The sequence below is a fragment of the Moorena producens 3L genome (assembly GCF_000211815.1).
Classification (GTDB): domain Bacteria; phylum Cyanobacteriota; class Cyanobacteriia; order Cyanobacteriales; family Coleofasciculaceae; genus Moorena; species Moorena producens.
Window position 1 is genome coordinate 17,979 of sequence record NZ_GL890819.1, and the last position, 20,761, is coordinate 38,739.

The window sequence follows — 20,761 nt, forward strand, 5'->3', positions numbered from 1 at the left end:
GGAATGGGGAGATGGGAGTGAACAAGCTCCTATCTCCTACCCATGTCTTGATGCAGTCGCTCATGGGGGTTTCCCCCAAGACCGCTTAGGTGCGCTTTCCGTAGGCGAATTAAATTCGCCACGGGTCGCACCTCTGCATCGCTAAATGCAAGTCGGTATGATTACCTACTATCAGCATAGTTTGTTGATATGATCGCCCTATCAAACCGGAGGGAAGATCAGATGAACAAAGCAGAACTACGCCGATCCCTGCTTCAAAAGCGCCAGTCTATGTCTGTAGAAGAATGGCGGCAAAAAAGCGATCGCATCTGTACCCATCTACAATCTGGCGTCCTAGTTACCCAGTCACAAACAGTTTTAGCCTATTTCAGTTTTCGACAAGAACCAGATCTAAGTCCCCTATTTACAGACACTAAGCACTGCTGGGGACTACCCCGATGTGTGGGAAAATCTCTCTTCTGGCATACCTGGAAGGCGGGCGTTCCATTGCAAAAAGGAAATTATGGTATTTTAGAACCCAAACCTAATGCTACCACCCTAGAGCCAAAGGATGTGAATTTAATCCTTGTACCCGCTGTGGCTTGTGACCAGCGGGGGTATCGTTTGGGCTACGGTGGTGGTTTCTATGACCGACTGCTGAATTCACCAGAGTGGGATTCTATTCCTACCATCGGCATTGTATTTGAATTTGCCTATATACCTCAACTACCCATTGATGAGTGGGACAAAGGCTTGCACAGTGTTTGTACAGAAACAGGATTCAAGAGGGTGGAACAGATCTGAAATTCCGTGTTTCATACTGTTTCATACTCTTGCTGTACAAAAACTTGAGACTTCGTACTTCATTTAGTAGACGATTGACAATTAAGCGCTCCCTTTGGATAAGCAATACGTTGGTGATTATATTGTTGCCAAACTCTGATGAACACTTGGGCAATTTTTGATAAATCCTGCCGGGTTAGCCCAGAATCGACTAATTGGTTGTCCTGCCAGCGAGCTTTGAGAATTTTATTGACCACCGTAAGAGCAGTTTCCGGAGTGACCTCTTTGAGTGAGCGTAGCGCCGCTTCACAGGCATCAGCTAACATAACTACACCAGTTTCCTGGGACTGGGGAATTGGACCGTCATAACGAAAATATGACTCGTCCACAGACCCAGTACCTTCAAGTTGAGCTTTTTGCTGAGCCTGGAAATAAAAATAGGAAATCAGCAATTTCCCCTGATGCTCTGGGATAAAGTCCCGCACTGCCTTGGGTAACTGGTGCTTACGAGCCATAACCAGTCCTTCGGTAACGTGCTTTTTGATAATTTCAGCACTCTTGAAAGGATCATTAATCTGATCATGCTTGTTCGGACCACCCATTTGATTTTCTATAAACCCTAACGGATCGTGCATTTTACCAATGTCATGGTAGAGCGTACCTGCCCGAACCAGTTCCACATTACAGTGGAGTTCTTGAGCCGCTGCTTCTGCCAAAGAAGCAACAAACAGAGTATGTTGAAACGTTCCAGGTGCCTCAGTAGCTAGACGCTTGAGCAAGGGACGGTTGGGATTAGACAATTCTGCCAGACGAATCGGTGTCACCAGGTCAAACAAACGTTCCAGGTAAGGTGATAGCCCCAGGGCGACAATACTCCAAGCTAAGCCAGACAAACCTAATAACAAGGCTCCTGGCAGAACTGCAGACCAAATTGTACTAGCAGTGGCACTAATAATCAGATTGATAATCAGGGAAACGACACCTTGAGTTAAGCCCACCCCAACTCCGAGCAGAGCCAATTCCTCTCGCGATCGCATTCGTCCTGCCATCAAGGCACCCAGTAAACCACCAGCAACATTTGCTAGTACTTGTTCTCCAGTGACTTCCATACTAAAGGTCACTAAGCCTGTCAGTAAACCCACTACTGTCACGCCCATCGTAGACCCATAAAAGTTCCCTACTAACAAAGCAATAGCAGGCATAGTGTAGGGAATCTCGAAGAAGGGACTCTTGAAAAGTATTGATATTGGCATACTCAGGGTCAGTAGCAATACCAAAATGTAGTCCCGCCGTCTCCATTTCGGGTGAACTCGCCGTTGCACTAAGGCAAAGATGCCCACCGTAGTAGTAACCAAACCACCAAATCCCATCAAACCCAGCCAGTTAATTCCTCGACGGCTTAAGTCGAAATAATCCAGTAGTACAAAGTCTGTTTGAGTGATGGTTTCACCTTCGGTTACAATCACATCTCCTTTCCGCACTGAAACCATCATTGGTTCCACTTTTTCTGCTGCCTGTTCTGCTATGAGCTTGGTTAATTCTTTGTTTTCGATCAAGTTGGGTTCTAAAACTCTCACTAGTAAATACTTGGCTAGTGGTTGAGCTTCCTGGGGCATAAGGCTACTCAAGTTTACCTTCACCGCCTCTTGGATCAGATTTGGTGGTAATCCTGGAACAATGCCTTGGGTCAGGATGCGACTAGCAGCCTGCTTAATGACTATGCGGGTTTTCTGCCAATCTTGATCTGATAGATCGAGTACGGAAACATCATTTAGGCTACTGAATTCAGGGCTAAGGTATTCTGAGAGCTGAGGCAACACCTGAGCATACTGTTGGCGAGCAGCAGATATTGACTCAATCAGAGCTGAGAACTCTTGTTCAGAAGACTTTTGACGGTAGCTTTGCAGTTCACTTACTGCCTGAACAAAAGCTACATTTAATGAATTTTCTGGCGGAGTCGGTGGTTTGGCTTCAGAATCAAACCCGTTGCCATGGTTATCGATATCTGAAAATGCCAAGATAGCCCGCCATTCCCATTCCTTACTTTGCCGTAGATACCGCTGGGTGGCGATGGATAGTACATCAGTCTTTACAAAAGGAAAAACACCGCTGTTAGTGCGCAGTTCTTCGACAGCGTCCAGAGACTTATCAAGATTTTGATAAATTCCTTCTGTAACAGATTGGTCAATCATCAAGACTGGTTGAGCACCTCTTTGAGCTTCTTTGCGTCTCTCAGCCGTGGTCTTAGAGTCCTCAACTATAGCATCGAATGGTGCCCGGATTGTCTGTGGTGCTACTCTGTCTTCACGTAGCTGTGGCTGATTGTAAAAGCGCCCTCCCATAACACTGGTCAGGGAAACCACTGCTAAAGTCCACATTACAGGTAGAGTAATTCTCTGTTGAATTTGGTGCTGGCTTTTGCCCCAATCTTTTCCTGAAGTTAGGCTAGTCGAAGTGCCTTCACCATGGGTTGGAGACTCTCTCGGCTGTAGAGGTTGTCCTTTCAAATTCTCCTGCTGTGGGCTAACTGAGGATTTGGCAGCACTAGAGGAGTTAAATCCCAAAAAACTGCGAAGGTGCTGAGATGTTCGCCGTAATTGCGTGATCGGCTGCGTCAGCGAATTGAACGTTTTCATAGCACAGGAATGGCAATGTCTGGTAACAGTAGCGGTCTGCTCACAATTTGCTGTGTGGTGGTGGCATTTTGCTTAAAGACATCTACATTTATTTATTATTCATAAAAAACACTGGAAAGTTTGCCTCCACTCATTTTAAATCCACTCATTTGACATGGGTAGAGCCCACGTTGCGTGGGAAACTTCCAGTGACAATCAGGCCTTGTATACTGTAACAGTAACTGGAGTTTGCGAACAGAAAACTTCATTAAAGTGGTAATTATGGTTTCGTGGTTACCTTGGTCAATCCCCATGGCTATTGGTTGGGTTTGACTTCCAGATGATTCACAGACCAACTTCACCGTAAATACGCCTAGGTCATTATTTACAACTTTAGCTTTTCTTTCTTTGATCCATTCCCTAGGGGAACTTGGGGTAATTTGCATTAGTGGCTGTCGAGTTGGTGATAAAATGGCTACTCCCATGGAGATAATCCTCAATCATGGAGTTATAAGTCCCCTCGACCACCTAATCCAAGATGATTCCTGTCGTTAACCGCGACTGAAGTCAGCAGTCTTGCAGATACTCCAGCTTAGGGGTTGTGGCTGGAAGTTCTTACCAGGATTAGGCTCAATGGTCTAGTCACACTTAGGCTTAAGTCTTACCCCATAAGCACCCTTTATTGCGGGGTCAGTAACAGAATATAATCTCAGACTTCACTGATTTTTAGCTGACAAGGCTCAGAAGCCAGTGTTTTTTTAGATCATCTTAGTTTAACTGGTTTATATTGGTTTTACCTATAGCTGTGGTAGCAAATTCAACACCACGGGTGCAACACAGGCCATGAAAATTTTATGTACCATCAAGTTTCAGGCTACAGCCCCTTGTAGGTGGAGCTTCATTTTTGGTTTGACAGTCCGTTGATTGAACAGCTTATCGCGATCCGATCACTCTTGGTGCTACCACAGCTAGCTTCTGAAACTCAGCTATGGCTGAAACATCATATACACCTGACCACACTGCCAACAACTGGTCTGCTAATTGCCATTGGTCAACCCCAGTACCGCTGAGGTTAAGCGCCATCAGCCAGGGCACTGGAATACCGATGATACCGTTATAGGCACCAGCTAAAGCACCTGTTAAGGCAGCAGTAGTTTGTGATTGATAGCCTGTAAGAGCTGCACGAGTTACACAGAGGCGAAAATCTTCTGGGGTGTTTAGGAAACAGTACAATGCTAAGGCAATCGATAAAGAGCAGTCATCCTCAGACTCATTTCTACGCCTTTGCTCTCGACGCAGCTGGATAACAGTTTGTTCTAAACTTGCCCCAAGCTCGAGTAGAGTTTGTAATTGTTCCAAGTGTTGCACCCAGACCTTTTGATTTTGATAGTTCCCTAGGTAGGCAATGATTCTGGAAATCAGGGTAGGGCAGTCAAGTTTTTCGGTAAGGGCGATCGCTGTCGCCCAAGCTATTGTCAAGACACTCTCAAACCTTTCAGAATCATTTTGCCAAATTGCTGCCGCCTCTAGCAGTTTTTGGCGCAACTTGACTTCATCTTCATGAAAAAATAATGCTATTGGTAAGGTTGCTACTGCTGCTTCGCTACTGTTGGCAGTCCCTTTTAATGAAAGGATAGAGGGTTGAGCCTTTTCACACTGCACTAACCAATCTCCTAAATCGAGGTTGCCACAGCGAATCAAACTTTCAATACCACAAGTAGCAATCTTGCTCCAATGGGAAATCGTCTTACTCAGACCAGCATCCCCTTGGGATGGCGGTCGAAATCTTACTTGAGCTGGTCGTAACTTTTGGCAGCCACTCCCAGCCAGGATTTCTCCCACAAGGCTACCTAACAAGGCACCTCTAAATCGGTTCAAAAGTGAGTACCGCATCCATATTTTGTCAAGAAATCTAGTGTGCTTTTAAATTGCCTTTTTCAACCCGCAAGGCAGCACCCATCAAATTTTTGATTTTAATTACCAATCGATTTTCTCAATGTAAGAACTAGAGCCTGTAACCCCAGTCTATAGCTGTTAGCTCCAAAACCACTAATCTGACCGACTACCACTGGTGCCATGAACGAATGATGTCTAAAGGCTTCTCGTTGATAGATGTTGCTAAGATGAACTTCTACAGTTGGCAAGGCTACCGCAGCTATTGCATCTCGAATAGCCACACTGGTATGGGTATAAGCAGCAGCATTAATTAAAATCCCGTCGTGGTGTCCTAAAGCTTCATGTATCCTATCGACTAAGATACCTTCATGATTAGACTGCAACGCTGTCACGCTTGCCTCAAGCCTTTGCCCTTCTTGCTCTAGGAGATAGTTAATCTCATCCAAGGTGACAGATCCATAAATACCTGGTTCTCGCTGTCCCAGTAAATTAAGATTGGGACCATGGAGAACCAGGATACTTAGACGTTTTCGAGAATCACCGGACACAATGACTATCTAATTCCGACGACACCTTGGGTCATTAACAGGAATGGGGATTGGTTCTGGTTCAGGCTGAGCCTCAGGACCTAATAGCGCTTCAATAAGCTTGCGCGCCCATTCTTGAATTTTTTCCAAAACCTTTTCTATATAGTCCATCAAGCAAAAAGCTCCTATAAGACCACTTGTATCTTTTCTTTTACACTTTCAGTTCCCTAACAGGTTAAAAACCATTACTGCTTTTTGAGCAGATCAGCAAGGGAATCAGTCTTGCCTAAGGTTTTTTTGGCTTGACCATGACTCTGAGAAAGGAAAAAGAACAAAGTGTTGTATCTATTATGTTAATAAGGCTAGCACATTTTATACAATTCATTCAACCAAGATACATTAACCGTGTTTATACCCTCACCAGCATAAGACCTATCAGTTGCCTGACCGAAAAATTGGGGAGTGTGAGGGGTGAGGTCTATACGCCCCTAGCTTTAGATATGGGGTTAGCATCACCCCTGACATAAAACAATTGAGGGATTCGGCGTTTCATTTGTTCTGTTTGTGTTATGATGTTATTACTGGCCTACCACAGGTGAGAAGTCGTCGGTATCACCAATTAATCTACGACGTAAAGCGATGGTAGCAGCAAGGGAGCGAAAAACCCTAAAAACGCATGGACTCTAAAGAGTACCGACCAAAGCGCAAAAGTTAAGTTTTTTAGTCAAAGGTAGGGCGGGGCACGCCCAAACCCTGGGAGAGTTATTCCAGTAAGCTTGTGGAGAGCAGACCGCTGGGTACACTTGCTTAAACTAGATAATGCGTTTGTAGACGGTTATTTGGTGCGAGGAACGGTAAAACCCTTGTGTATTAAAGTCAGCTCGTCGAAACAAGAATCCCCTGGCATAAGCGCCATGGGGAGTGTCAATCAGTCAGTAATATTTGCCGAAAGGCTTGCCTGGTTTCGGGCTTCAAATAATTCTGTTGTAAGGTTTGCCACTGTTGCCATGATTTGTAGCGGTTGGCCTGTAGTAACTGAGCCAACTGGGGAGCGTTATGCTTTAGGTCTGAGTGAAAGACAGAGTTTAAGAATTCGTCTAAAACCATACTGTCCTGAATATCACCTAAGATGCCTTGAATTTGCTTCATATCTTCGACATAGTCCTTATAGGTAGGACTATAGAGTTCAGTAAATAGATTCATTTGGTAACGCACCCGCTTGGCTTGCTTGCGTAGATCGTGAATCATTGATCCACGAATGGCTAGCAGGGACTCAACTGCTGCTGGTTTCAGCTGCTTGGGAGTTTGGCTACCAGTATCCTTAAGATCAACGCCCACTAGCCAAGCGGGGTGGAGTAACAGGCGGCTGACAATGGGTAAGAGTAAATCAGGTAATACTGCAGCCGCTGGCATCTGAGCCATTTCTTTATAGGTGGGTTTTTTTAGCCACAGTTTTAAGGTTTGCTTAAGCTTTTGGTGTGGCTTACCTTGCAGAACGTCCCGAACTTGTTTTAAAGCTTTGCACCGCTTTTTTTCCAAGTAAACGTAGGCTTGCTTCAATGCTTTCCGTTCTTTGGTCGGTAACTTGGGTTGGTAACCTTTGTGGAGGGTTTCTTGGAGGACATCTAGATCTCGAAGACTCCCTAGAATACGGGCAATCTTACCAATCTGTTTTTCAGAGGCTGCTTTGGGCAAGACTACGGCAGGGGTAAAACTAGTGACGGCGGTACGCAAGCGCCGCATTCCGATACGCATTTGGTGCAGCTGTTCGGGATCTCGATCTTCGAGAACGGCGGCTTCGTGACTAAGCATTTTCTGGAAGTGTTTCTGAATTCCCAGATAACTCCATTCTCCAATGGTTTTGGTTTGGGGTAATACTAGTTTGTTCATCGTCCCAGATACGTTTAACCCGGTAATTCGTGGGCTTCGCCGGAATCCGTGTATAGCACGTCAGTAATTGACGAGGAGGTATCTCTCAAAGCTTTCAGGAAAATCCCAAAAGCGCCATTGTGGTCTCGATCAAGTGTGTGTCCGCATTCAGGGCACAAAAACTTCTTAGATCCGCCTAACTTACGGTGAACATGGCCACACCTTGTACAAGTCTTGGAAGTGTACTCTTCAGATACGTCTACTACAAAACAACCTCTTTTAGTTGCCTGATGCTTCAACGTCATCTTGAATCGGTAATGTGCCCAATTCATCATTGCCCTAACTGTTTTACTTCTGATTTTCCTTTTAGCCTTACCGACCATTTGTGATGTTTCAAACTTTGGTAAGTAAATAACTTGATATTCAGAAGTTAGATAGCAAGAAATTTTCTTGTGGGCTTCATCAATTAGGTTACGAATTTTTACCCTAATCCTTTGAGCAGCCTTCCTTAACTTAAACCTCTTTCTCTTGTTAGGGCGTCCCTTGGCCAAGGCTGCCTGACAAATTAATCGATCTAAATGAGAACACAGGCGATAAACCCTTCCAATGTCCCCAGTCCCTAAGTCTATAAATCTCTGGCCATCAAATCCAGTTAAAAAGCTCCTCACGCCTGGGTCTAAGGCGATTGCTTTTTGAGGGATAGGGAAATTATCTTGGTCTGATTCAACGGCAAAGCTAATAAACCACCGACCTCGATCAATGCTAAGTATCGGCTCGTGAGTCATTTTCTCAGGGAGTGGTTCACTGCTAGTGAACGTTAATCCTTTGGTCTGTCTAGGATAAAAGACACCTTTGGAGAAATTAGACTTTTGGAATCGAATAGATTGGACTGGATCGCAGTACCGCCTAAACTTAGTATGACCACCAGATTTAATAGCAGCTTTGTACGCTTCAAAAGCTTGAAACACTGCTAATTGTCTAGGGTTGTAGGGAGTTTGATTTACCCATTCAGGAACATCTAACATCACCTTTTTCCTGAGGTCATACTTCCCAATTTTTGTAGTTTTGAGGATGGCGACCGCTTTATTGTAACACCATCTAGCTGCGTTAATCCAAGTTCTCCATTTAAGCTTCAGTTCAGTTCCCGGGTAAACTCGGATCTTCTTTGATAGCAGTTTTGTACTTCCTGAGACCGTAGAGTCGGCAACTGAAGACATGGACAATGGCGAGGATATTCTCCACCATCTCTCCCTCATAAGATAGGTCTGACTGGTTGAGAACCAAGATCTTGCCACCGTTTTGCGTAACATACCATTCGATAAGTTCAAATCCGAATCTTGGCCTACGGTCTTTGTGTGGGACCACAACCAGGTTGATATCTCTTGACATGACCCGTCCCAATAAGGTTTTAAGACCTTTTCGCTTGTAGTTGAGTTCTCAGCCGATGTCAAAGATGATTTCTGCTTCCGGGAATTGCCCTTGGCAGAACGCCGCTTGCCTTTCGAGGTCGTCTTTTTGTTTTTTGCTTGAAACCCTGGCGTAGATGACGACTGGCTTGTTTGGGACTTGTCCAAGAACGGAGTCAACATCGTACCTCTGTTGATTACTTGGGGTTCTAATGGTTTTGATTTTTCCTGCTTGATCCCAGTATCGGAGTGTTCGCTGTGATACTCCAAGGATTTCGCAAGCCTTTCGGGGTGGAACATAACGCATCAGCGGTTAGTAATAATTGGCTTTCTATATACTGGTACCAGAGTCTGCCGATGAATTCCAGACACTGCCGGAAAAATAATCATCTATTAGCTACAGTCTGAGGTCTAGCAAGCCAGACTCTTGAGATTGAGGTTGAGTGGACTCAGGATAGTTAGAGTCCAAAGCTTAACCTCAAGTTAACCAAAATCCCACTTTGATTAACTTGAGGTTAAGGATAAAAATAATGCTATATATTTTTACTTAGTCAGAGAATATTGTCAAGTTATGATCAGACTTTCCATAGAGGTTTGCAGCTCATGAGTCAGGTCAACTATAGCTTATCTAGCACCATGACGACTGGCTCGATAGGCTGGGTAAAACTCAGAGACCGATATTGGTTTACCAACTCTCATCTGTACCCTTTGCTTACCTAATCGAGGACGATCAAAGGGGTTGCCACCCTTGAGGCGAGTCACCAGATCCCATAGCAGTAAGGTTGTCTCAACAAACCGCTCGACGGTGGGTTTTTCCAGCACATATTGACCTGGTGAGATAAATTTTAGGGGCGGTTGGGCATAACTCATCGGTGTCTGGTCGATAGTGTCTGTTGGATGATACTTGCAGCACTAACTGATTAATCGAAGGTTTGATTGATTGTGATCAGATGTAGTGATCTAAGGATGGATAGTTCCATCAGGCATAATTGTTTCCCTTAGATTAGCTTGGCTTAGTTCAGCTTCAATGATAGTAGCCCCAGTTAAGTTAGCTTTACTGAGGTTAGCGCCCCTCAGCTTAGCTGTAGTGAGGTTAGACCCGCTTAAATTAGCTTTGGTAAGGTTCGCCCATCTAATGTCAACCCCGTAAAGGTCTGCCTCTGCTAGGTTAGCTCCAAACAGATAGCTTCCACTCAGGTGAGCTTCTGCTAGGTTAGCCCCTGGACACTCAGCTTTGTATAGGTAAGCCCCAAGCAGTTCAGCTTGATGAAGATTAGCATTGCTCAGATTAGCATGGCAGAGATTGGCAGCCATAAGGTTAGCCTCAACCAGGTTAGTCCGTCTTAGCTTTGCCCCACTTAAATCTGCTTCTGAGAGATTAGCTTTGAGCAAGCTAGTGCCAATTAGGTTAGCATTACTCAAATCAGCTTCCATCAGGTTAGCTAGGGTCAAGTCAGCCCCAATTAAATTGGCACCATTTAGGTCAGCCCTGATCAGGTTAGCTGCTATAAGTTTAGTCCCAATTAGCTCTGCCGAGATCAGTTTAGCTTTGATTAGTTCAGCATCTTGGAGGTTGGCATTACTGAGGTTAGCTTGACTGAGGTTAGCGCTAATCAGTTTAATATTGCCTAGATTTGCCTTTTTTAGGTTAGCTTTTGCTAAGTTTACCCTTTCAAAGTTAGCCCCATTGAGGTTAACTTCGCTAAGGTCTGGTTCTAGATCTAGATTTGTCTTTCTCCATTCTGTCCATCTCAATGGATCTTGTTTGAGTAGAGCAAGATGTTCTAGATTGGCCATTGAGGTTCTCCTTCACATTATGTAGCGGTGCCAACAAAGACTTTAACCCAATGGCACTACATTAAGGGATCAGGTCAGGAAGAATTCCTTTCTATTCCTTGCGCTTGGCAGCAGGATGTTCACGACCACTCACGCTTTCAATAGCAGTCAGCGCTGCTTGAGACGCTGCTAATATATCCCGTTCTTCTCCGCCTAGGTAGAGGCGTCCAAAGCTGCCCACTGCACTAATTTGTAAGATGTTAATTAAGGCGGATTTCTCTGCTTCATTGGCAGCTAGGGCAGCATAGGCAGCTGGCTCAACTTCTAATACATATAGGGTTTGCCCTGCTAGCAACATTTGACCGCGCCGTGTGCGATTAATTAACTGGGTCTGGTGGGCATCAATATTACGGATAATTTGGCTAGAAATGACCCGAGGTTTGAGCCGATCCTGTTCACGGACGCCCAGTGCGTCTAAAATTGCTTTGCCAGCTGTACGGGTTTCCCCTTGTTTATTAGCATGCACCTCTAGAAGTCCGTAAAGCCGTTCGACCACCAGCACTCCTGGACGCACGGCAGTGGATTTGAGGGCAATATCGGTAATCCGGTTAATTTCAATACCTGGTGAGATTTCAATCCAAAGGGAGGTATCTCCTGGTAAGGGCAAAAATCCTAACGCTACTGTTCCCATGTAAGCGGCGTGCTGAGGCTGCAAGCTGTCTATGTATACGTAACTGCGTAGTTCAATACCCAAAGTTTATATCTGTTCCTTTTTTAGTGACTAGAAGTTGTCCAAAAGGCAATTCGCACTCACAGAAGCCTACCACACCTCTCGACCTTCTGGTTTACCCCAGTGAACCTCTTCACTGATTTCGACTTGATTGGCTAGTAATTCATCTAGGGTATATTCTTCAGGTTATTCTACCGGTCCCAAGACTAATTTTCCGTCTACAACCCTGGAGATTATATTCATCTTTAGTCCCTACTGCTAAGCAATGGCTTTGGGAATTATAATGGCTAAGGAGTTTCTCCACCTACTGATATCCGTTAGTGAAGCATCTCGGTTGGAGATTCGTAATGGTGTTGATTTTATGAATTTTAATTACAGATATACAGCCGCCATAAAACTATGGTAAATTCAGGGGTATTAGTTTCTTTTTAATTCAATTGTCTGCTGCGTTTTTTTGCTATAAATCTGATAATTATTCCAGAAAATATCCATCATGGCTTTTAATATGATTATTTGTTAATTAATTTAATTTTATTGCTAGTTTATTTTTTTTGCCTATAAATTATATATCGTAATTATCTGGATATTTTATTTATATCTAAGTTTTTTTTGATAGCATAAAAACTATTATAATAAAGAGTATTGTTTGATCATAACAATGATCAAAATAGCGTCAAAAACTCTTGTTTATCTTTTATTAATTTTTATTTAAACAGTATGATTTTATTTATAGACAGCAATAAGTATTATCACTATCACTTAAATCTAGTCTTGTTTGGTTGAGCTATGAATTGAAAAACGTCTCCAATATTACATTTTTAAGAGTCCGTTGGTTATCGATAATAATCTGGTTGATAGGGGATTGGTTAATGCTTTGGTTGCTCTTACTGATATCTAGTTTATTTAAAGCTCCGATGGTAACCTGTTCACTAATCAAAGCAAGAAAACGTAAGGTGTTGCGTCAGTCTTAGAATGAATAGGAGTAGAGTGGGCATCCTGCCCGCCCGAAAATATTGATAACAGGCAAGATGCCTGTTCCACAAAACTATTCACATCATTCCATTATTAAGCAACGCCAAACGTAAAGCTTCGCAAGCTAAAACGTCTATAACCAAGATTATGCTAATTGAAATTAAACTAGAAACTAGCCTATAATCACATACCTTCTCAGAGGTTGAAGAGTATGTCAATCCTGGCTGACATACTGTTGATGAAAGTTTTAAACTGATGAGATAATGGTAGTTTGGTCTAAAAAGGAAGTAAGTAATGCGACTGTCTCAGATGCTGTTGGTGACACTGCGGGAAGACCCAGTGGAAGCAGAAATCCCTAGCCATAAACTTTTGCTCCGTGCGGGTTACATTCGACGTATTGGCAGTGGCATATACGCCTATTTACCCATGATGTGGCGTGTCCTCAAAAAAGTTTCTCAGATTGTGCGGGAGGAAATGGATGCCACAGGTGCTCAAGAGTGTCTACTGCCTCAGCTACAACCGTCTGAGCTGTGGAAAGAATCGGGTCGTTGGGACACCTACACCAAAGCTGAGGGCATTATGTTTGCTCTGATTGACCGACAAAAGCGGGAATTGGGGCTTGGACCAACCCATGAAGAGGTAATCACTACTGTTGCTAAGGACATGATTCGCTCCTATCGGCAATTACCTCTAAACCTGTATCAAATTCAAACTAAGTTCCGAGATGAAATTCGCCCCCGATTTGGGCTGATGCGGGGACGGGAATTCATTATGAAGGATGCGTACTCCTTCCATACCGATCACGAAAGCCTGAAAAAGACTTATCAGGCGATGGATCAAGCCTATAGAAATATGTTTAGCCGCAGTGGTTTGGAGTTTAGAGCGGTTGAGGCTGACTCTGGGGCGATTGGGGGTTCGGGTTCTCAAGAATTTATGGTTCTGGCTGATGCTGGGGAAGACGAGATTCTCTACACAGAGGATGGCAAGTATTCTGCCAATGTGGAAAAAGCGGTTTCCTTACCACCAGACCTAGAGCCCTCACCCTATAACACTTATGAAAAACTAGAAACTCCAAACACCTCAACTATTGACACCCTCTGTCAATTCCTGAAGTGCTCTGCCACTAGTGTGGTAAAAAATGTCCTTTACCAAATTGTCTATGACAACGGGATGACGGTGTTGGTTTTAGTGAGCATTCGGGGGGATCAAGATGTAAATGAGGTGAAGTTACAGAATGAATTGGTGAAATTGGCAGACCAATACGATGCCACAACGGTTTTAGCCCTGACGGTACCAGAGGTGGCTACCCAGGAAAAATGGGCATCGAAACCTCTACCTTTGGGCTACATGGCACCTGATTTGGCAGATGATTATATCAAGTCAGCTAAAGATATTGCGCCTCAGTTTTTGCGGTTGGTAGATCAAACAGCAGTGGAACTGAAAAACTTTACTACTGGTTCTAATGAGTCAGGCTATCACGTAGTTGGTGCCAATTGGGGTGAGCAATTCCAGTTACCGAAGCTAGTGGTGGATGTCCGTAAGGCGAGTCCAGGCGATCGCGCCATCCATGACCCGAATCAAACCCTAAAAAGCGCTCGCGGAATAGAAGTTGGCCATATTTTCCAGTTGGGGACGAAATACTCATCGGCGATGGGGGCTACCTACACCAGTGAGCAAGGGGAAGAAATTCCGTTATGTATGGGCTGTTATGGGGTGGGAGTGTCTCGGTTAGCTCAAGCAGCTGTAGAGCAATCCTATGACAAGGATGGGATTATCTGGCCAGTTGCGATCGCACCCTACCATGTGATTATCACGATCCCGAATGTGGGAGATACCCAGCAGATGGCAGCAGCAGAAAAACTTTACACTCAACTCAATGAAGCAGGTATCGAAACCCTGCTTGATGACCGCAACGAACGAGCTGGGGTCAAGTTCAAAGATGCTGATTTAATTGGGATTCCCTACCGGATTGTCACTGGGCGATCGCTTAAAGATGGCAAAGTGGAAGTGGTGGAACGGGCTACCCACAAATCGACAGAACTCTCCCTTGAGGAAGTGCTACCCACCCTGAAGCAGTGGATTGATACAGCTCTAAGGACGGTTTAGGATTGAGGGTTGCAGGTTGAACGCGATTGCGTGGCCTTTTGGCCAAGGTTGTTCGCCCAAGGCGATTTGATCTAGGGTAGGTTGAAGGATACAAGGAAGGATACAAGGATAACCATTGGGTGAATATGACGAATGACTAATCAGTGTTAAACCCATTCTATGGGTAGGGAAACAGTAAACTTCGCTCCCTTACCCAATTCACTGTCCACAGTTATCTGACCCGCCATCAGATCACAGAGCTTTTTCGCGATCGCTAAACCCAACCCAGCCCCACTATACTTGCGGGTGTCCGACTCATCTACCTGAGTGAAGGGTCAGTCAGTTGGAGTTGAGTACTGTCAGTTCGAGCATGCTGCATCATGCTTTGAATGATGCCCTCGGCTCTTTGACCATGAAGTTTGATAGCGAGAGAATTGTCTCGCAGTTCTGTCAAGGTGTCTTTGATATAGCTAGCTGTTGTTGTTTCTATATGCTCTAATTGTATTTTAAATTCTTCGATGAGTTCCTCAGCTAACTCCATCGAACCTTCGGCATAATTGTTGACAAAGTTGAGAGGATTCCTCAGTTCATGGGCAACCCCTGCAGTTAAGGTACCGAGGTATGCTAGTTTCTCTGTGGCAATAATTTGCTCTTGGGCTTCCTTAAGCTGTTGGAAAGTCTTACTTAACCTGGTTTCCGCCGCCGCACGTTCCGCAACTTCTTGTTTCAAACGGGCATTTTGTTCATCAAGGGTTATAGTCAAATGTCTTAGTTGTAGATGTATCCTTACTCTAGCTAATACCTCGTCTTGTTGAAACGGTTTGGTGATGTAATCGACGGCTCCGATGGAAAGACCTTTGACCTGATCAACTGTGTCAGTCAGTGCGGTCATGAAAATTACGGGGATGTCTCGATTTGAAGGGTTTGCTTTTAGTCTTTTGCAAGTCTCAAATCCGTCAATTCCTGGCATCATTACGTCCAATAGAATTAGATCGGGTTGATTATAGTTAACTTGTTCAATCGCGCTTTCACCATCTGTTTCCACAGCAACCGTAAAGCCAGCATTGTGCAAAGCCTGGGATATGACTGATAAATTGGTGGGTGTATCATCTACAACTAAGATGAGATTTTTGTCTTGATCGTATGTCACTGGTTCAGGGTCATATCAACACAAATCGATTTACTCATAAATTGTAAAATATCTATAATTTATCATCCCTTAACCATGTCTAAGTCTAAATTTATTTATTAAAATAAAACAAATAGTTTTGAGTTATAATCCTAGAAAATTTAGTTATTATGAATTTATTTTTATCAATTATTTCACTTATTAGAGTTAGCAAAATCTAAGCCGGAACAAAAAATGGGTAGCCTGATTAATCTGTGCTGCTGCATACTTGAAGCTATTACTGAAAAAGGTGCTTGTTTAGGATTATATAAACTTACCTTGAACTTACCCTCAGGGAAAATACTGACAGGAGGTGGGATTTATGGCAGTTATTGTCAAAAATTGAGAAACGAGCCAGGAGTATATTGGGCTCGGAACAGGATTTGGAGCTTACAAATCATCACGCCCAAGTCATTTCTGGTAGTAACTTTAGACATCAGCTAGTTTGTTGCCTACTTTTGCTTAAGTTCTGATATAGCACTACGCATTCAGATGTAAGACAATTCCTAAACTCCGAAACGTAAGTAATCGCTTACTTCTGACTTCTTACTTCTTACTTCTGACTTGCACGTAGCGCTATAATTTCTGTTTTATCCATGATAAAAACCTCTCCTTGTCTGCTTTTCCATCAGCCTTAACTATGGGTGTTCAACCAGATTTGTTCTGATCGGCTATTGATCTGATCGGCTATTTACCAAAGCCAGAATTTCTTGCCACTCCTGATTTGATAAAGGCTTCTCTACCAACTCCACACCAAAACAATCGGCAGCAGCATGAGTTAGGGCATCCACCACAATGTTTATTAAGGCATCTCCCCGTTGAGCCATGGGTAGATCAAAGGGAGGGGGCGCTTCCCCAAACACTTGAGTATACAGTCCAGCATCTGGTTCTAAGGGAATTGAGCCATGCTGCAAAGTCACATTACCACGGCGCAATTGAGCACTACCAATCAGTTTAGAACCATCTGCCAACACTAAATCGGCACCAGTAGCAGTCCCGAAACAGTTGGGATTGTGAATATACCCCCGTCCGGCTGAACCATAGTGCAACTCTACACCAAGCGAGCGCCACCCCTGAATCAAAAACTCACAAATTTGGTGATAGGCATCAAGACGTTTACCAGTCAACCCGGAATTAACCACCATATAGGTCAAATCTCCCTGATGTAGCACAGCTCTACCACCAGTGGGACGCCTTACCAGCTCTACTGGTTGTGATGCCCAAGTGAGTTGTTCCCAGAACTCAGGCCAACGGCGTTGATGGTAGCCAACAGAGATGGTTGGTGATGCCCAGGTATAAAATCGCAATACTGGGGGATGTTTTCCCCGTTGGTGCTGGGCTAGTAGCCACTGGTCAATGGCCATCTGAAGCCGCCCTGATGCCTGTAGTAAGGGAATTAAACGCCAGGATGAACTCTGAAGTGGTAAGTCTGAACTATCAGAAGTCTCAAGTGGTAAGTCTGAAGTATTAAACAATGCCATTGTTGGCTGATTTGTTCGCTAACTGGTATGTTTTAATCTTTATCCTTCACCTGTGTGGTAATATCAACTGGAATCAGAAGATTTTAGGCCGCACCAAACTCAGCTTGTAATAAGTCATCATTGTCATCGGCTATAGTGGCTACCACGGTAATGGCGCGAGAAATTTCTCCTGGGGACAATTCAGCAACAGTTCGCGTGGATAACACGACAACTTGATCCTCAACAATAGCAAAGCGGGATTCAAAGGTGTCATACCAGTTCATTTCCAGGAGCTTGCGCATCAATTTTGCCTCGTCCTTGGCAGGTAGATGCATCACAGAAGACCAAGCTGTGAAGGTGTCATCATCTGTGGAACCAGTGAGCTGAACGAATACTTCCACGCTACCGTACTGAAACTTCCACAAGTAGCCTTCTTCACTGTGGCTTACCATAGCGCTATTGTTTTGTTCCAGGCTGGAGATGACCGTTTCAATGTTTTCGACATAGTTAACGGCAGTCATAGTCTGGTTGAACTCACTGGCAACGATTTCTGCCATTGACAAGTCTTGACTAGATAGAGTGTCAGGATTCGGCTGTGGGTTTGTCATAATCTATTTCTCTGTGCTGGTCTTGGGGTTTGCCTAAGACCCAGTATCACCTGTAGCTATGCTTCTTGACACGTTGAGTGATTTTCTTAAATCAAGGGTCGAGACATGCAATTAGGTGAGACAGGCAAAAAGGAAAGGGTCAAGGGGAAAAAATGATTTTGCCTTAACCTTTTTCCTTGAACCCTTGTCTTAGATTTTACCTTTGAGATACCGAAACACTAACAAATGCCCTTGAACAGCTTCTGACTTCTTGACCAATTTTCTAGGAGACAGCTTTTTGCTGATGTTTAGATACCTGATTCAGACCGTTCAAAAACATTGGCACAAATTTTTCGATAAACCCTTGTGGATCTTGCTGCCAAGCCTTTTGTGCTACCTGAATCCTGGTCATTTGCAGTTCAGGGGCTAGCAAGGTTTGGGGTAAGCGCTCGATCAGGTACTGAGGACGTTCCCACACTGGCAAAGTATTGGCAACCTCTAGCAAGTTATTGAGTCGGCGCAGTTCAGCACCTGCCATCAGATCTATACCAGATTCATAAGCCGCCTGTTCTATCGCTACATACTGGCGCTTTGCCTGTTCGACCTTCTGTCGATGTTCTGGGCTTTTCTTGGCAATTTGTGCCAACCACCGATTCCCCCAACGCACATGACCAACTTCCTCTGGGAAAATCTGTTCAATGGTTTTAAGAATCTTAATATTTTCTTCCGTTTTCGGTGCCTCTTTCAATGCTTTGATGTGAGCTGAGAAGTACTCACATCCCCGTTTTTCGGTGACATTAATCGCTGCCAAACCACCGATCAGTCCATCGTTCAGCTTTCCTGGTTGTTTATAGCTTTCCTGGTCGATCAGTCGATCAAATTCCTTGATGTAGGACACTCCAGGGGGCTTACCAATATCTGCCCCCAGTTTCATGAGTAGGTCAGTCAGCCACATGGCATGACGAGCTTCGTCAGCAATGTGATGAGATAGGTCACGCACCAGTTCTTTTGGCTGACCATCCAGCTTTTCTACCAAATCCGTGAGATCCAGGCAACTGTGTTGTTCGTTGTAGCGATAGCGGTTGAGCATGACCAGGTGAAGTTTGCGATCGCGTACCACATGTGGCAGGATTTCACGGGCACCCATGCCATTGTTTGATTTGTGAGGATATGCAACTGTCATAGATTTTCTTAGCTAAACCCGCACCAAACCCACGTCTGACCCGATAGGGGAACGGTCGTTGAATTGGGGACAGGAATTATTTATGACCAAGTCTACTGTAGACTATAATAGCGTTTAGATCTCGGTTGTTAACATACTCCCAAAGGCCAAGAGGCATGCATGTAAGAGGCAAAAGGCAAAAGGGGCAAGAGCTCCGGAGTTTTATTCGACAATAAAAAAAGACAATACAGGTTTACATCTCAAATACAAACGCGCTTATCATGAAAAAAATTACTGGACCTCGTAGCAGCAAAAAACATGATTCAGTAATAAAATCAATCTAAAATCAGTGTGGCTCGAAGTGTTCCTCAATGGACACTGAACCTACGGTTTCAGCTGTCCGAGGAATTGCCGTCAAACAAACAATTGAGCGATAGTAAATCCGCTGTTCAGGAGCCATATTCGTATCCATCAGCAAAGTGAATAGTTTTCAAATATTTTGGATGAACGTCAAACCTTTTGCCGACTGTGGTTAGTTTGAAACTTGGTTTAAATCGAATCGCCACTCGACCGGTGTAGATTCCTAGGTACTTCCCAGNTAAAACATTAGCTTTCACTAAATCCCCTGTCTGGAAACCCATAAAGAACTTTTGGGATGGAGCATGACGGATTGGGAAGCCGTAGCGGTCAGTCCCGCAACGCTGACGAGTTCCATGACCTTTTGCCTTGATTAATAGTGGCTTAACTCCCTTTAAAAGTAGCTTTTCCGGTGTAGAGGCACCTACGCAAGCCGCATCAGTCCAGTGGTGTTTCTCGATGCCTCTGGTCTTACGGTTAAACTTGGTTGTACCCCCTGTACCTGTTTCTAATAGCAAACTGAACGATTGCAGCCTTCTGAACAGTTCCCATCGGGTAGCGTTAACGGCTGCCGCATCTTTCAATGGTGCTAATGCTTGTGCCAAAATTCGTTTGAGAACTAATGGTTTTTTTTTCAGGAACTCTTCAACAGGTTGGTTTCCTTTGGCTTGATTACAATAATGACAAGCCAATGTTAAGTTGCTCACACGGTTACTACCTCCCCTTGATTTGGCGATGATATGTTCAATCTCTAAGGGGACATTTTCAACGCCGCAATAAGTGCATTTTCTACCCCATTTGGTCAATAGATACTCTTTTACTTCAAAGCCAAAGAGCTCTCCGTGTTGATACTCAACACCGCTAATCTCAGGATTTTGTAATTCCTGAGTATCGAACCTAACCAGCTCAGTAGAGATGGCTGTAATAGGACAAACTTTGAGCATCCGTCTGACCCATGTTTCAATGTTGGCAATCCGACTCTCAAGAGAGGGAGGTAACCATCCTTGTTTACGGGTTCGATTCAGAAATCGAGGTTTACGGTAACGGGTTTTACGGTTACGGCGTGCCCTTCTTAATGCCCTACGAGATTCAAGGGCGTCTTTAATTTGTTGCCCTCTGTGAGAGATTTCTAACGCTCCTACAACACGTCCTGTCTCCTCTTGAACTACGGCAATTCCAGTTACTTTGCTTCCAGGGTCAATCTTAATCCTATGAGGATGAACTATCGATTCTTCCGCCGTTCTCTCCTGTAGCACGATCGTGAATGGATAGCGCTTGTAGACTTTCGCTCGTCCTTTTGTGAGTAGTTCTCTCGCCCGTGCTGGATGGCAAGGGTCAAGAGGCAAAATGTTTTTGTCTACTACGAAAACTCGCATTACTTTGAACGCT

General features: G+C 44.3%; 17 protein-coding genes and 2 pseudogenes. 2 read left to right on the top strand and 17 right to left on the bottom strand.

Annotated features, from left to right (window positions below; genetic code table 11):
- The first annotated feature begins 222 nt into the window (after positions 1–222).
- Complete coding sequence (locus LYNGBM3L_RS00895) at positions 223–783, top strand: 5-formyltetrahydrofolate cyclo-ligase (protein ID WP_044491881.1); 561 nt, start codon at positions 223–225, stop codon at positions 781–783.
- A 59-nt stretch (positions 784–842) separates the two neighbouring features.
- Here LYNGBM3L_RS00895 and LYNGBM3L_RS00900 read toward each other — a convergent pair whose 3' ends face one another.
- From LYNGBM3L_RS00900 to ccmP, 11 genes and pseudogenes are all read right to left on the bottom strand, one after another.
- Positions 843–3,398, bottom strand: coding sequence for an HD family phosphohydrolase (locus LYNGBM3L_RS00900; RefSeq protein ID WP_044491856.1), 2,556 nt, complete (start codon positions 3,396–3,398; stop codon positions 843–845).
- A 95-nt stretch (positions 3,399–3,493) separates the two neighbouring features.
- Positions 3,494–3,862 (bottom strand): RRXRR domain-containing protein, encoded by a 369-nt coding sequence (locus LYNGBM3L_RS34575; RefSeq protein WP_008177928.1) that lies wholly within the window; start codon positions 3,860–3,862, stop codon positions 3,494–3,496.
- A gap of 448 nt (positions 3,863–4,310) precedes the next feature.
- The gene (locus LYNGBM3L_RS00910; protein WP_008177931.1) at positions 4,311–5,270 is read right to left on the bottom strand and encodes an ADP-ribosylglycohydrolase family protein; all 960 of its coding nucleotides are present in this window, start codon (positions 5,268–5,270) and stop codon (positions 4,311–4,313) included.
- Positions 5,271–5,350: 80 nt separating this feature from the next.
- Entirely contained in the window at positions 5,351–5,821 is a 471-nt protein-coding gene (gene aroQ / locus LYNGBM3L_RS00915; RefSeq protein WP_008177933.1) for a type II 3-dehydroquinate dehydratase, read from the bottom strand.
- A gap of 9 nt (positions 5,822–5,830) precedes the next feature.
- A complete protein-coding gene (locus tag LYNGBM3L_RS45340) occupies positions 5,831–5,971 on the bottom strand; it encodes a hypothetical protein (RefSeq protein WP_008177935.1) in 141 nt (46 codons plus the stop codon).
- Positions 5,972–6,724: 753 nt separating this feature from the next.
- The gene (locus LYNGBM3L_RS00920; RefSeq protein WP_008177938.1) at positions 6,725–7,690 is read right to left on the bottom strand and encodes a CHAD domain-containing protein; all 966 of its coding nucleotides are present in this window, start codon (positions 7,688–7,690) and stop codon (positions 6,725–6,727) included.
- Positions 7,691–7,704: 14 nt separating this feature from the next.
- Positions 7,705–8,886, bottom strand: coding sequence for an RNA-guided endonuclease InsQ/TnpB family protein (locus LYNGBM3L_RS00925; protein WP_008177940.1), 1,182 nt, complete (start codon positions 8,884–8,886; stop codon positions 7,705–7,707).
- A pseudogene (locus LYNGBM3L_RS00930) lies at positions 8,807–9,385 on the bottom strand (IS607 family transposase). The gene LYNGBM3L_RS00925 and the pseudogene LYNGBM3L_RS00930 overlap by 80 nt, the downstream one beginning before the upstream one ends.
- A gap of 314 nt (positions 9,386–9,699) precedes the next feature.
- Positions 9,700–9,906: pseudogene (locus LYNGBM3L_RS00935) on the bottom strand (1-acyl-sn-glycerol-3-phosphate acyltransferase); the annotation flags it as partial.
- Positions 9,907–10,035: 129 nt separating this feature from the next.
- Entirely contained in the window at positions 10,036–10,872 is an 837-nt protein-coding gene (locus tag LYNGBM3L_RS00940; protein ID WP_008177946.1) for a pentapeptide repeat-containing protein, read from the bottom strand.
- Positions 10,873–10,963: 91 nt separating this feature from the next.
- Positions 10,964–11,605, bottom strand: a complete 642-nt coding sequence (gene ccmP, locus LYNGBM3L_RS00945; protein ID WP_044491860.1) for a beta-carboxysome protein CcmP — start codon at positions 11,603–11,605, stop codon at positions 10,964–10,966.
- Positions 11,606–12,847: 1,242 nt separating this feature from the next.
- On the opposite strand from ccmP, the gene proS reads away from it, so the two are divergent.
- On the top strand, positions 12,848–14,659 hold the full coding sequence (gene proS / locus LYNGBM3L_RS00950) for a proline--tRNA ligase (RefSeq protein WP_008177951.1): 1,812 nt from the start codon (positions 12,848–12,850) through the stop codon (positions 14,657–14,659).
- Between the two features lie 146 nt (positions 14,660–14,805).
- On the opposite strand, the gene LYNGBM3L_RS35630 is transcribed toward proS, so the two are convergent.
- The 6 genes from LYNGBM3L_RS35630 to iscB form a co-directional block, all read right to left on the bottom strand.
- Positions 14,806–14,922, bottom strand: coding sequence for a sensor histidine kinase (locus LYNGBM3L_RS35630; protein WP_324293442.1), 117 nt, complete (start codon positions 14,920–14,922; stop codon positions 14,806–14,808).
- A gap of 35 nt (positions 14,923–14,957) precedes the next feature.
- Positions 14,958–15,788, bottom strand: coding sequence for a response regulator (locus LYNGBM3L_RS00955; protein WP_008177952.1), 831 nt, complete (start codon positions 15,786–15,788; stop codon positions 14,958–14,960).
- 689 nt (positions 15,789–16,477) lie between these two features.
- On the bottom strand, positions 16,478–17,287 hold the full coding sequence (locus LYNGBM3L_RS00965; protein ID WP_008177956.1) for a lipoate--protein ligase family protein: 810 nt from the start codon (positions 17,285–17,287) through the stop codon (positions 16,478–16,480).
- Positions 17,288–17,370: 83 nt separating this feature from the next.
- Positions 17,371–17,874, bottom strand: coding sequence for a YbjN domain-containing protein (locus LYNGBM3L_RS00970; RefSeq protein ID WP_008177958.1), 504 nt, complete (start codon positions 17,872–17,874; stop codon positions 17,371–17,373).
- 262 nt (positions 17,875–18,136) lie between these two features.
- On the bottom strand, positions 18,137–19,036 hold the full coding sequence (locus LYNGBM3L_RS00975) for a ferritin-like domain-containing protein (RefSeq protein WP_044491863.1): 900 nt from the start codon (positions 19,034–19,036) through the stop codon (positions 18,137–18,139).
- A 428-nt stretch (positions 19,037–19,464) separates the two neighbouring features.
- Entirely contained in the window at positions 19,465–20,748 is a 1,284-nt protein-coding gene (iscB, locus tag LYNGBM3L_RS00980; protein ID WP_008177964.1) for an RNA-guided endonuclease IscB, read from the bottom strand.
- Between the last annotated feature and the right edge of the window lie 13 nt (positions 20,749–20,761).